14 protein-coding genes and 1 pseudogene are annotated in these 12,374 nt (G+C 58.3%); 8 read left to right on the forward strand and 7 right to left on the reverse strand.

Features of this window, described 5'->3' with window-relative positions; genetic code table 11:
* Positions 1–7: 7 nt before the first annotated feature.
* The 7 genes from rpsE to CYB_RS12460 all read left to right on the forward strand — a co-directional run bounded on the left by rpsE (position 8) and on the right by CYB_RS12460 (position 4,901).
* Positions 8–544, forward strand: coding sequence for a 30S ribosomal protein S5 (rpsE, locus tag CYB_RS12430; RefSeq protein WP_011434168.1), 537 nt, complete (start codon positions 8–10; stop codon positions 542–544).
* 37 nt (positions 545–581) lie between these two features.
* Positions 582–1,034, forward strand: a complete 453-nt coding sequence (rplO, locus tag CYB_RS12435; RefSeq protein ID WP_011434169.1) for a 50S ribosomal protein L15 — start codon at positions 582–584, stop codon at positions 1,032–1,034.
* Positions 1,035–1,186: 152 nt separating this feature from the next.
* Positions 1,187–2,485 carry a preprotein translocase subunit SecY gene (gene secY / locus CYB_RS12440; RefSeq protein ID WP_011434170.1) on the forward strand — a complete coding sequence of 433 codons (1,299 nt, stop codon included), beginning with the start codon at positions 1,187–1,189 and terminating at the stop codon, positions 2,483–2,485.
* The gene (locus tag CYB_RS12445) at positions 2,485–3,066 is read left to right on the forward strand and encodes an adenylate kinase (RefSeq protein ID WP_011434171.1); all 582 of its coding nucleotides are present in this window, start codon (positions 2,485–2,487) and stop codon (positions 3,064–3,066) included. The genes secY and CYB_RS12445 overlap by 1 nt, the downstream gene beginning before the upstream one ends.
* A gap of 38 nt (positions 3,067–3,104) precedes the next feature.
* On the forward strand, positions 3,105–3,878 hold the full coding sequence (gene map, locus CYB_RS12450) for a type I methionyl aminopeptidase (protein WP_011434172.1): 774 nt from the start codon (positions 3,105–3,107) through the stop codon (positions 3,876–3,878).
* A 130-nt stretch (positions 3,879–4,008) separates the two neighbouring features.
* A complete protein-coding gene (infA, locus tag CYB_RS12455) occupies positions 4,009–4,233 on the forward strand; it encodes a translation initiation factor IF-1 (protein WP_011434173.1) in 225 nt (74 codons plus the stop codon).
* 23 nt (positions 4,234–4,256) lie between these two features.
* Positions 4,257–4,901: an alpha/beta fold hydrolase gene (locus tag CYB_RS12460; RefSeq protein WP_041436812.1), complete on the forward strand. Its 645-nt coding sequence runs from the start codon at positions 4,257–4,259 to the stop codon at positions 4,899–4,901.
* A gap of 38 nt (positions 4,902–4,939) precedes the next feature.
* Here CYB_RS12460 and CYB_RS15735 read toward each other — a convergent pair.
* Positions 4,940–5,123: pseudogene (locus tag CYB_RS15735) on the reverse strand (hypothetical protein); the annotation flags it as partial.
* An 84-nt stretch (positions 5,124–5,207) separates the two neighbouring features.
* Here CYB_RS15735 and CYB_RS12465 point away from each other — a divergent pair.
* Positions 5,208–5,516 carry an alpha/beta fold hydrolase gene (locus CYB_RS12465; protein WP_011434175.1) on the forward strand — a complete coding sequence of 103 codons (309 nt, stop codon included), beginning with the start codon at positions 5,208–5,210 and terminating at the stop codon, positions 5,514–5,516.
* 144 nt (positions 5,517–5,660) lie between these two features.
* Here the strand turns inward: CYB_RS12465 and CYB_RS14145 are convergent, their stop codons facing one another.
* The 6 genes from CYB_RS14145 to CYB_RS12495 all read right to left on the reverse strand — a co-directional run bounded on the left by CYB_RS14145 (position 5,661) and on the right by CYB_RS12495 (position 12,338).
* Positions 5,661–6,518: a PRC-barrel domain-containing protein gene (locus CYB_RS14145; protein WP_238376801.1), complete on the reverse strand. Its 858-nt coding sequence runs from the start codon at positions 6,516–6,518 to the stop codon at positions 5,661–5,663.
* A 117-nt stretch (positions 6,519–6,635) separates the two neighbouring features.
* Positions 6,636–7,775, reverse strand: a complete 1,140-nt coding sequence (locus tag CYB_RS12475) for a glycosyltransferase (protein ID WP_011434177.1) — start codon at positions 7,773–7,775, stop codon at positions 6,636–6,638.
* A 93-nt stretch (positions 7,776–7,868) separates the two neighbouring features.
* On the reverse strand, positions 7,869–8,321 hold the full coding sequence (locus tag CYB_RS12480; protein WP_011434178.1) for a ubiquinol-cytochrome c reductase iron-sulfur subunit: 453 nt from the start codon (positions 8,319–8,321) through the stop codon (positions 7,869–7,871).
* 240 nt (positions 8,322–8,561) lie between these two features.
* Complete coding sequence (locus tag CYB_RS12485) at positions 8,562–9,131, reverse strand: Uma2 family endonuclease (protein ID WP_011434179.1); 570 nt, start codon at positions 9,129–9,131, stop codon at positions 8,562–8,564.
* Between the two features lie 237 nt (positions 9,132–9,368).
* Positions 9,369–11,288, reverse strand: a complete 1,920-nt coding sequence (locus CYB_RS12490) for a R3H domain-containing nucleic acid-binding protein (RefSeq protein WP_011434180.1) — start codon at positions 11,286–11,288, stop codon at positions 9,369–9,371.
* Between the two features lie 15 nt (positions 11,289–11,303).
* Positions 11,304–12,338: an LdpA C-terminal domain-containing domain gene (locus CYB_RS12495; RefSeq protein WP_238376802.1), complete on the reverse strand. Its 1,035-nt coding sequence runs from the start codon at positions 12,336–12,338 to the stop codon at positions 11,304–11,306.
* Between the last annotated feature and the right edge of the window lie 36 nt (positions 12,339–12,374).

Genomic DNA, 12,374 nt, shown 5'->3' on the forward strand with positions numbered 1-12,374 from the left:
ATAGCACATGGCTGAGCAGAGGGAACGTCGCAGAAGCAAAAAAAACCGCGAAGAGCAACCCACCGAGTGGCAAGAGCGGGTCATCCAGATTCGCCGCGTCACCAAGGTGGTCAAGGGCGGCAAGAAGTTGAGCTTCCGCGCTGTGGTGGTGGTCGGCAACGAGCGGGGCCAAGTCGGGGTTGGCGTGGGCAAAGCCAACGATGTGATCGGAGCAGTGCGCAAGGGAGTTGTGGACGGTAAAAAACACCTGATTGAGGTGCCCCTCACCAAAGGTTTGTCCGTACCCCATCCCATGCAGGGGGCAGGCGGCGGTGCCACTGTCTTGGTCATGCCAGCAGCTCCTGGCACAGGAGTCATTGCAGGGGGGGCAGTCCGCACCGTTCTGGAGCTGGCGGGTGTACGCAACAGCTTGGCCAAGCAACTGGGATCTAGCAACCCCCTTAACAATGCCCGTGCCACCATCGATGCGCTGCGGCGGATGCGTACCTTCAAGCAGGTGGCCCAAGACCGAGACATCGATGTGCGCCGCCTATTGGGCAAGTGATGGACAGGTATATCGAGCAAGTGAGCCAGAGGTAGCCATGCGACTGGAAGACATTCGGCCTCAAGCAGGTTCGACGCGGCGGCGGCGGCGCCTAGGTCGTGGCGTCTCTGCTGGACAGGGAGCCTCCTGTGGCAAGGGGATGCGGGGGCAAAAGGCCCGCAAGGGGGGCAGTACACGGCCCGGCTTTGAAGGGGGCCAGACTCCCCTCTACCGGCGTTTACCCAAGCTTAAGCATTTCCCTCGCTACAGGCGGCGTCTGGAATACACCCTGGTTAACCTGCGCGCCTTGGCGGATCTGCCTGCCGGCAGCGAGGTCAGCCTGGAAAGCCTGATGGAACGAGGGATCGTCACCACCAACGATGGCCCGCTGAAGATCTTGGGGGATGGGGAAGTCAGCGTGCCCCTGACGATCAGGGCGGCGGCCATTACTGCTTCAGCCAAAGTCAAGGTCGAGGCAGCCGGAGGTCGGGTGGAGATTTTGGGATCCTAAACCCCTTCTTCCCGTTGCTCTGGCCGGCTTCTGCCGGGTGGCGCTGAGTTGCACTTTTTTGATTTTGCTTTGATTTTGCCGACTGCTCCACCAGCAGCGTAGAGTGGTAGATAGCTAACCTTGCCCTTTGCTCCCGCGAGATTCTCTTCCCTATGGTTGACACACGAGGCTCCGCCCCTTCTGCCCAAGAGACCTTTATGCAGATGGCTATGGCCTCTGGCCTGCGCAGCCGTCTGTTTCTCACCTTGGGCTTGCTGCTGTTGGTCAGACTGGGCATTTACATCCCCATTCCCAGTATCGATCGGGCCCGCTTTGCTGCCGAAGCTGCCAACAGCCCTGTGTTTGGCCTGCTGGATGTCTTCTCCGGCGGGGGGATTTCTGCTTTGGGAATTTTCGCCCTTGGGATCCTGCCCTTCATCAATGCCTCAATTATCATGCAGTTGCTGGTCTCGGCCATTCCAGCCTTGGAGAACCTGCAGAAAAACGAGGGAGAACAGGGGCGGCGGCAGATTTCTCAATACACCCGCTATGTCACCTTGGTTTGGGCCATCATCCAGGGCATTGGCATTTCCTTTTGGGTGCGGGAGTTTGCCAGTACCACCAATGAGTTGGCCTTCATGGCCTCCACCACCCTGGCTCTGGCGGCGGGATCCCTGTTTGTGATGTGGCTGGGAGAGATGATCACGGAGAAAGGGGTGGGAAGTGGCCCTTCGCTCTTGATCTTCGTCAACATTGTTGCCACTCTGCCCCGTGCCCTCGGACAGACTATTAGCCTGGCCCGTGCCGATAGCAGCACCATCGGTGGCATCTTGCTGTTGCTGGCAATCTTTTTGGTCACCATTGTCGGCATTGTCTTTGTCCAAGAAGGCAGCCGCAAGATCCCTATCGTCTACGCCAAGCGCCAGGTGGGCAACAAGCTGTTCCGCGAGCAGAAAAGCTATCTGCCCCTGAGGCTAAACCAAGGGGGGGTGATGCCGATCATCTTTGCCTACTCGGTGATGTCCCTGCCTCTGGCCCTGGCCCAGTACACCCAAAACCTGACTTTGGTGCAAGTGGCCAACTTCCTATCCCCCACCTCCTGGTTCTACATTCCTTTTTATTTCGTGCTGATCCTCTTCTTCAGCTACTTCTACGCCTCTTTGCTCATCAACCCGGTGGATCTGGCTCAAAACTTGAAGAAGATGGGGGCCAGCATTCCAGGGGTACGCCCGGGCAAGGCCACTGCCGAGTATGTCGAAGGGATCCTCAACCGCCTGACGCTGCTGGGGGCTTTGTTCCTGTGCGCGGTGGCCATCATCCCGACGACGGTGGAACGGGCAACCGGCATCACCACTTTCCAAGGTTTGGGGGCGACCTCGCTACTGATTTTGGTGGGGGTGGCGATCGAGACCTCCAAGCAGATCCAGACTTATGTCATCTCACAACGCTACGAAGGGATGGTCAAACAGTAGTGCCGAGGTTGATCTTTCTGGGGCCGCCGGGGGCGGGCAAAGGTACACAGGCGGAGCGGCTGGCGGCCATTTACCACACGCCCAAAATTTCCACAGGCGATCTGTTGCGGGCCGAGGTGAAAGCCCAAACGCCCCTGGGGTGCCAGGCCAAGGTTTACATGGATGCGGGAGAGCTGGTGCCTGACGAGGTGCTGATCGGAATGGTGAAGGGGCAGTTGCAGCAGTCTCCGGAGCAGGGTTGGATCCTGGATGGATTTCCTCGCACCTTAGCCCAGGCAGAAGCCTTGGAAGAGCTGCTGCAAGAGCTGGGACAAGATTACGACTACGTCCTCAACTTGGAGGTGCCGGATGAGGTGGTGGTGGCCCGGCTGCTGGCCCGGGGCAAGGAACAGGGGCGCAGCGATGATGCGGATCGGTCGGTGATTCTCAAGCGTCTGGAGGTCTATCGGCAGCAGACGGCTCCCCTGATCGATTTTTATGAGGCCAAGGGGCGCTTGCAGCGGGTCAACGGCAACCAGCCGATGGAATCCGTACAGGAACATCTGCAGGCTCTTTTGGAAGGCTTCAGGAGGACGGCGTGATCAGAGCAGGAGCTGGAAATCCCTCCCAGCGGCGGGGCATGCAGCTTATTGAGATCAAATCTCGCCGCGAAGTGGAGAAAATGCGGCGGGCCGGTCGGGTGGTGGCCCAAGTATTGCAGGAGATCGCGGAGCGCCTAGAGCCGGGCTGGACCACGGCAGATATCGATGCCTATGCCGAGAGACGGGTGGCCCAACTTAATGCTTTGCCCAGTTTCAAGGGCTACTACGGCTTTCCCGCCTGCGTCTGTGTCAGTGTCAACCATGAGGTGGTGCACGGGATCCCCAGTCCCCGTAAAGTGGTGCAGCCGGGAGATGTGGTCAAAGTGGATTTTGGTGCCATCGTCGAGGGCTGGCATGCGGACTCCTGTATCACTATCGGCCTGGAACCCCTGAGCGACGCAGCTCGGGATCTGATCGATACTGCGGCCAAAGCCCTGCAGACGGGCATCGACTGTGTGCGCCACGGCGTTTGGCTTCAGGATGTCTCGGGTGCCATTGAAGATTACATCGAGGGGCGGGGCTATTCTGTGGTGAAGCAGTATGTTGGTCACGGGGTGGGGCGCAACCTGCACGAGGAGCCGCAGTTTCCCAACTATCGCACCCGCGATCTGCCCAATCCCAAGCTGCGCTCCGGCATGACGGTGGCCATTGAGCCGATGGTGAATGCGGGGGGAGAGGCAACCCGAGTGTTGCCAGACCAGTGGACGGTGGTCACGGTGGATGGCTCTTGGTCGGCTCAGTTTGAGCACACGGTCTTGGTCACCGAGTCTGGAGCAGAAATTTTGACCGATCGCACGCCTTTTCAGTCCTAAGGGATCCCCTGATGAAGGACTGCAACGGTTAGGATAGAAGAGATGGAGTATATTTTCATTTCTTAACAGCGCGTGTCGTCGCGGCTGTGGATTGTTCTGTTGTTTGTTATGTCGTTTTTGGGAGGGCTCATTGTCTAAGGAAGATGCCATTGAAATGGAGGGGGTTGTTACGGAATCCCTGCCCAACGCCATGTTCCGAGTGGATCTGGACAACGGCTTCAACGTGCTCGCTCATATCTCCGGCAAAATTCGCCGCAACTACATCAAGATCTTGCCCGGCGACCGGGTTAAGGTGGAGCTGAGCCCCTATGACCTCAACAAAGGGCGCATCACCTACCGCCTTAAGAAAAAGTAGGTTCCCTAGCTGGGCTGCTGAGGATGAAAGAGCTGAGCCAAGTTCTCAAGATCGGGCTCTGGACTACTGTCGGCGGCTTGGGTGCTCTAGCCGTTTTCAACGCTTGGATCTCTTCCCAAACTCAGCCTCTGCAGAGCTTGCTGCCGGGAGAGGAAAGGCATCACTTCTGGCGCGGCCATCGCCTGTTTTACAAGGTCATGGGATCCGGCCAGCCGTTGTTGTTGTTGCACGGCATTGGGGCAGGCTCCTCCAGCTATGAGTTTCGTGCCATTATGGCGGAGCTGGGGCAGCACCATCAAGTCTATGCTCTGGATTTGTTGGGGTGGGGCAACTCAGAACGTCCAGATTTGGAGTACACCGGCAGCCTCTATGCCGAGATGATCGGGGATTTTGTCCAGCAGGTGATCGGGCGACCGTGTCACGTCATTGCCAATTCCCTCTCGGCAGGGTTTGTGCTGCGCTCGGCCCGCCTACAGCCCCACCATTGGCAGAAGCTGCTGCTCATCGCCCCTCTGGGAGACAACAGCCTCATCCCCGATTCCCTCGGGATCCCTTTGGCTCAGATTGCCTATGGATTTCTCAGCCTGCCCGTTTTGGGGTTGGCCTTCTACAACGGCATCACCGCCCCCTGGAGTGTACGCTTGTTTACAGAGCAGAGCTTGTTCTGATACATTTACGCTGAACACTGCTGAACATCACTGTTCAACTATGCAGCGATAGCATTCTGTTTGTTTCCAACCAGAATGGCGGTATCCCGCAAAGCTTTGAGTAGAATACCCAAAGCGCAGTTTCCGTGTCGTCTTACTACCAATTTTCTGCTTTGCTTTGGCTACCATGTTGGCAGACTCGAAAGTAAACAGAAAGATCAACTGGTAGTAATCCGTACTGAACATATTATACATTATTTTCAGTATAGTTGAGCTTATTATTGACTAGAGTCATGCTCCCCCAGCTACGCCCTGGATGAGGCGGTGGTGGACTACTATTACCAGGCAGCCCACCAGGCGGGGGCTCAATTTGCCCCCCGTTCTTTTCTCACCGGCAGGCTCAATTTGCCCATCCAAGACGACTTTCGCGTGGTGGCCAAGCCCATGGCTCTGGTCTGGGGAGAACAAAATCGTCTCACCGGCCCAGAACAGGCAGAGCGGTATCGCGCTTTGCGCCCGGAGGTGCCGATATACCGATTGCCGGGGGCTGCTTTTCCGCACATTGAAGCGCCGCAGACCTTTTTGTCGGTGGCTTTGCGCTTCTTGGCCGAAGCCGATCCTGCCCTGCCGGGATAGACAGATGGGGGATCCCTTTGCCCCTTGGCAGAAAAAAGTGGGAGATTGGCGCAAGAAGCAGCCCTAGCGCCAGGGGTAAGGGCCGTGCTCTCGGTTGACGTGACCATCCCGAGCGCAGAGGGGAGTTGGTACGAGTCCGGCAACTCAAGTGGGCTCCCCGGCCTTATCTTCCCAGGGATCACCATCCACAGGAGTGGAGCTGGAAGGAGGAGGGGCAGGCTCAGAAGGAGGGGCCTCTTCTTTGGCATACTCCTGTTCCCAAGCCGGTTGTTCGGGGGCGGGTGCGGGCTCAGGCGGGCGTGGACGCACAGGCTGCGGCTCAGGTTCAGGCTCTTCTTCTGCGTAAACGTCTTCTTCTTCGGCCTCGTATTCCTCGTCGTATTCTTCTTCGTAATCTTCCTCGACGGCGGAACTCTCGACAGCACTGGGCAGGGCAGGAGCCGGGCTAACTCCGGCTTCCCAAGGGGGCTTGCCGATTCCCAGGGTTTCCAAAATCCCCTTGGCCAGTTGGGTTAGGCGGGTCTCGGCGCCATCGGCAACAATAAGGCGATCCCCGCCCACAGAGACAATCTCGTCAGTGGAGAGCAGATAGGTGCTGAGGATAAAGCCAGGTAAAAAGGTGAGGCCAAGGTTGGAGAGCACCAAGCCCGTGATGATGCCGGAGACGGAGTTGAACTCAAAATCCTTAACTTTGCCGAGGCGGATCCCTTCTTCGGTTACCACCTCGCTGCCAACCACGCGACTCAGGCCCTCCAAATCCAAGTTATCGAAAACTTCTTCGCTGGGGACAAGAACTGCATCCTGACCCAACGCTGTTACTTGCCGCAGCTCCATCAAACGGGGGGATCCGGCAAGGGCTTTTTCCAGCACCCCCAGCACCAGAACCTGCTTGGCTTCCAGATCCGCCCAAACTTCGCTGACTACCCCAAGCCGGGCTGCGTTGCCCTGGCTGATCACCTGCGTTCCCAGAACCTGTGACCGCCGACGAACCTCTGATCGCACCAGCGCAACAGATCCTTTCCCAGTCGTCATGATGGTTTCCCCGTCGTAAGTCAAAACGTTCCCGTTGTTGGGCTGCGTGTCTGACACAGTTCGCCAGAATTAAGTAAGTTAATAGTATCACTGCCTGTCTCCTCCCTCGCGGGCTGCCCAGGTGGGATCCCGGCCAATCTGCCTGCTCCAGGCCAGAAACTGCTCTGCCATCGCGCCCAGGGAATAGTGCTCTTCTGCCCGTTGCCGACAGCGGCTCCTGTCGATGTGATCTAGGCGCTCTACAGCCTCTGCCAAAGCTGCCACGTTGTCCGGCTCGACGATCCAGCCGGTTTCTCCATTGCTGACAATTTCCGCGGGCCCACCCCGGCGGTAGGTAATCACCGGCACGCCACAGGCCAAAGCTTCCACCGCCACCAAGCCAAAGGCCTCCACCCACTTGGGGGTCATGATCAAGGCTGAGCATTGCCCCAAGATCCGCTGCATTTGCGGGGTGGGCAAAAACCCTCGGTAATCCAATTGGGCATGCGGGTACTGCTCTTGGATCTGCTGCCAGTAGCCTGGCTCTTGCAGGTGGCCTAAGATCACCACCGGCCTTCCCGTCTTCTCGGCTAGGGCAGCACAGTCTTCCAGGCCCTTCTCCGGGGCAATGCGGCCAATCCAACACAGGGATCCATTCCCTTGGGGCACAAAGTCGTAGAGGCGCAGATCCACCCCGCAGGGCAGATAGACAAAGGGATCCCGACCTGCCGCCATCTCGGCTCGGGCAAAGGCAAAGGTCTGGGCTTGCGCCCGCGAATGCACCGCCAGCCGACCAGGGTAGCGATGGGCAATGTGCTCTAGGGCCTGATCGACGGCATCGCTGAGGGATCCCATGCTAACAATGTGGGCCACCGGGGTGCGGAAAAAATCCGTCAAATAAAACGAGAGCCAATCGTAGCTCCAGTTCACGATTAGATCGAACTGATCTTGCAGGTGGGCAGCCCGCTGCCACAGGTTGGCCAGCAGAGAGGGGGTGTGGATCAGAACCGGCTGATCGCGGCGCTGGGTTTGCGCATAGGCCGGGGGAAGGCCCGCCACCGGCTCGATCACCTCCTCCGGCAACTCCGCCATTCGGGATCCCACAGGGGCCAACACCCGCACTTGGGATCCCATCTGGAGTAAGACACGAGTCAGGTTCGCAAGATTGAGCTCCACACCACCACCGGCCCCGGATCCCAGAGGTCCAACAGGGGTGGAGAGGAACAGATAGCGGTAGGGACGAGCCATAGGGAGAGCCTCGGTAGCTCAGCCCATTGTCTTCTCAATCCGGATACCCGACTCCTTCTGCCTGGCCTCAAAGCCCACAGCCTGCCCAGAACTTTATGAGGCTTTGGCTACAAAAATTTCTCCCTTCTCCACCTTGACCTTGTAGATGGCCAGGTCTGCATTGGCCGGGCCACGGGTACGGCTGCCATCGGCAGCAAAAGCCGAGCCATGACAGGGGCAGACAAAGTTCTCCCCCCGCCAGTTCACATCACACCCCGCATGGGGACAGGCGGCATCCAAAGCCAGCAGAGAATCTTCTTTTTGCGGATCCCCGACCAGCCAGAGGGTGGCGGTGTTTTTCCCAAAGGCGTTTTCCACCTTGAAGGGGCCATCTTTGAGATCGGCCAGGGTGGCAACTTTCACAAACTCAGGCTCAGAAGCCTTGGAGCCAGAAGCAGTTCCCTGGGCCAGGGCAAAACGGCGCCGGGCAAACCCAGGTAACCAACCCACCAACGAGCCCAAACCGAGAGCCAGCCAGCGAAGAAAACCGCGACGATTGTTGTACATGGCCATGTGTCCTTGGAGGTGTGCAAAATGTGCGTCATGAGCCAGCAAAAGCCTGACCCCTTCGGAAGGGATCCCAGTGCAAATGCTGCCCTTAACATCTTGTTACACCAGAACGGTTTCGGCCAGGGCCAAGCCGCACTTTTTCCGGCTAGAGTACGCAGCAGCAGGCATCTTGGTTGCTTCATTGATTTGGCCGATGGGATGGGATGGGATCCCTTTCGGCTGTTGTACGCCTGGAGCCTAGGGTCGGGAGGTAAACAGCTCAGCAACCGTGCAGACAAAGCCGGGCAACAGGGGAGAAGACAACGCATCCTGAGCCAACAGCGTTTCTACCAAGACCAACTGGGCCTGTTGTCTGCGATACACCTCTACTCTCTGAGCCAGCCGATCGACGATCCAGTACTCTTGCACCCCATACACAGAGTAGAGTTTCCGTTTTGCCAAGCGGTCTCGATCCTCATGAACTTTTCCAGGTGATAGGACTTCAACCACCAGCTCAGGGGCACCCCGAAAATGTCCTGCTTCATCTTGAATCTGTGATAGCCGCTCATAACTAACCCAAACAACATCGGGAGACACATTATCAAATTCGGAAAAGAGGATCCCTGGCATGATTGAGGGTTCTCCCAATCCTGTTTCTAGCGACCACCGATGCAGTGCGGAGAACAAACACCCGATAATGTGCTGATGTTTGTGATGAGGAGAGCGAGTCACCAGCAGTTCTCCGTCGATGATCTCGTAGCGGATCCATTCATTCTCTGGAAGAGCCTCGATATCCCGAGTGGTCCAGCGTACTTCTGTAGCAGTCATTAGCTATCCCTATAGCAATAAATGGTGCTATGCCCAGGGCACCCTGCTGCTGTACCTACGACACTGGGCCGACAACTGCAACGCTGTCGCAACAGCGGGAACCGCACTTGGCGTAGCCAAATCTTAGCCCAGGATCCCGTTCACAGAAGCGAGACGGAGTCCTTCCTCTCTAACCACGACGGCTCAATGGGTAGAGCTTCTACGGAGCTGAACTATCGGTTGAGCTATCGTGTGGGGCTAGTTGGGATAGATGCGCAAGCGGCGGTTGGGCTCTTCGCCAAAGCTTTGGGCCCGCAGGTGGTAATGTTCCACCAACTGGTGTTGGAGCTTGCGGATCAGAGGCGAACGGGGCAAAAGTTCCACCGGCTGAGACTTGGGAATGACGATTTGCTCCACCGCCAGGCGGGCTTCTTCCAGAGCTTCGGTTTCATCGCCTGAGCTGGCGCGAATGAACAGCTCCAGGTCGGAATCGGATCCCTCTTCGCTTTCAATGTTGAGAATATGGCGCAGGGCGCGAGCCAGGGCAATCAGAGTATTGGCCTTAACGGTGTGAATCGGGATCTGGCGGGAGTGGGCCATCTGCTGGATCTTGGAACGGCTGCGCACCTGGGATCGCAAGGCCAAGACAATGTCTGCCTCGTCTAGATCTTTGGTGACATCCGCCGACAGTTTCAGGGTTTGGATCACCTGCTCCAGGTAGAAGCGGCTCACTCCGTAGGGGTAGATCATCAGCGGCCCATCCGGATTCTGCTGCCGTCCTGTCGGGGCTAGGGCGGATCCCTCCCAGTCCAAATCTTCTTCTTCGTCAGAGCCGAATTCCGCTTTGGATTCGGCCACCACCTGAGCGGCAGGACGGGATCCCGCTGGCGTTAGCGGGACGGAGTCCTCTCGCCTCTCCAGGAGCAAACCCGATTCTCCTTGCTGCTGCGAGCGACTTTCAAGCGGCTCTGAAGGCAGAGCTTCCATCCGTCCAGAGCGTTGCCATCCTCCCCGCTCCCGTGCTGCGGAGATTGTGCTGCCGGCAGGGGGCCATTGGGGGCCAGATAGAGCCGGGCGCCCGTTTGCGCCAGCGGTGCTCCGCACTATCACCACCTGGCCGTGTTCGTCTAAACTGCGGGTTTGGGTCAGCGGCTCGCGGTTGCGCAAGAGACGATCCACAGTGGCGGCCACATCTTCGTGGATGACCCAGCGGGATCGCTCCAGCATCTCTATGGCAATCTCAAACGTGGGGGGGGCTTTGCGCTCCAACACACTCTTCTGAGAGCCGCGCCGCCGCGCCTCTTCATCTCCCAGGGTGACCGATTGGATCCCGCCCACCAAGTCGGAGAGGGTGGGATTTTTGATCAGGTTGTCGATGCGGTTGCCATGGGCAGTGGCCACCAGTTGTACCCCCCGCTCGGCAATGGTACGAGAGGCCAAAGCTTCCAGTTCAGTGCCGATCTCGTCGATGACCACCACTTCGGGCATGTGGTTCTCCACCGCCTCAATCATCACCTTGTGCTGCAGCTCTGGGCTGGCCACCTGCATCCGTCTGGCCCGGCCAATGCCCGGGTGGGGCACATCGCCATCGCCGGCAATCTCGTTGGAAGTGTCGATAATAACCACTCGTTTGCCCAGCTCATCCGCCAGCACACGGGCAATTTCCCGCAGGGCCGTGGTTTTGCCCACCCCCGGTCGGCCCAGCAACAGCATGGAGCGCCCCTGTTCCACCAAGTCGCGGATCATGCTGATCACTCCGATAACGCAGCGACCCACCCGACAGGTAAGGCCGATGATCGTGCCTTGGCGGTTGCGAATGGCACTGATCCGGTGCAGGGTAGAGGCAATGCCTGCGCGGTTGTCACTGCTGAACTCTCCAACTCGGCTGATCACCTGATCCAAGTCAGCCCGGGTGATGACGTCCTCTAAGAGATAATCGGCAAAACCGGGGAAGCGGGCTTCGGGGCGGCGGCCCAAATCCAGCACCACCTCCACCAACCGATCCAGGTGGGGATGCTGTTCTAGGCGCTCGCGAATCGGAGCAGGCAGGATATCCAAAAGTTTGCTCAGGTCGTCGCTGTATTGAACCTGGCCGGGAAAGCCGGTACGTTCGTGCAAGCGGTGTGGAGCACTTTCCAGATCCGCCGACGGGTTGAAGGGCTGTACGGGGAAACTCATGGCTGAGCAACGTCGTTAAACGCAGGAAAAACGGGTTTGTTTAAAGGCAACGGATCGCCGCTTCACTTGCTGCACCAACTGCTTGGCCAACGGGATCCCTGCCACCAATCCAGGATTCCATCCTGACTCCGATGAGCTGTGGGCTGGCTCTTCCAGATAGGCTGACACCAACTGTCGCGCGTAGCTGCCGAAGGCTACCCCCGCCACCGGCCACCGGGGATCCAACAGCGGCACCGTTTGGGCATTGGTTCCTCCCGCCAATTGCACATAGCCCGGCAGGCCCATGTTCAGCACCTTCTCGGCCAATTTCAGGGTGGCTTTGCCGGTGCCAGCTCCGATATCGCCACTCATAGGCCGGCCATCCACCTGCCAGATCAACACTTCCGGCAAGGGATCCATGAGGGCCAGCAGATCCCTCAAATAAGCCTCTAGGCCCGGACCATCGTTAAAGCTAATCGAGATTGCCTGGAGCTGAGGTAGCCAGGGCTTCAGGGATCCCCACAATTGCTCGAATGACCTCTGGCGACCAATGCAGGTGTGGATCTCCACCGCTTGAATGCCCAGCTCGACCAAAGGCGGCAAAACTTCTGACAAAGCGACCTGGTAGCCGAAGGTGGCAATGCGCCGGTGGGGGCAAACCGGCTCACAGCGCCCACAGCCGTAGCACAGCTCTGTCTGGATGTGGACTTGAGCAGGAAGGGCTGCCTGGGTCAAAGCATGAGGGGGACAAACTGCCAGACAAGGCTGAGGACAGTCGGCAGGACAGACGGGAGCCGTCAGCACCGCCTTGCGGAAATGCACGTCTTCGCCGTCATTGACGCTGACCATCAACCAAGGGGATCCCGCCTGGGGATCTTCGGCTTGTGCCCGTTGGATCCCTTCTTGAGCAGCCCGCACAATGGCCGGATCGGCAGCAACATCAATGCAATCTGCCCCGGCCAGCGTGTAAAGGAAAGCCAGCTCCCGAACCGAGGGCAAGTGGTGGAAACTTGCGCCGCAGATCAGCTTAAACCAAGTACCCTGTTGCAGCGAGGCGGTTGGCAAGGTCACAGGCACGAGAAACCGCTAGCAGGATGGGGATCTGAG

Origin of the sequence: Synechococcus sp. JA-2-3B'a(2-13), assembly GCF_000013225.1 — a bacterium.
GTDB lineage: Bacteria > Cyanobacteriota > Cyanobacteriia > Thermostichales > Thermostichaceae > Thermostichus.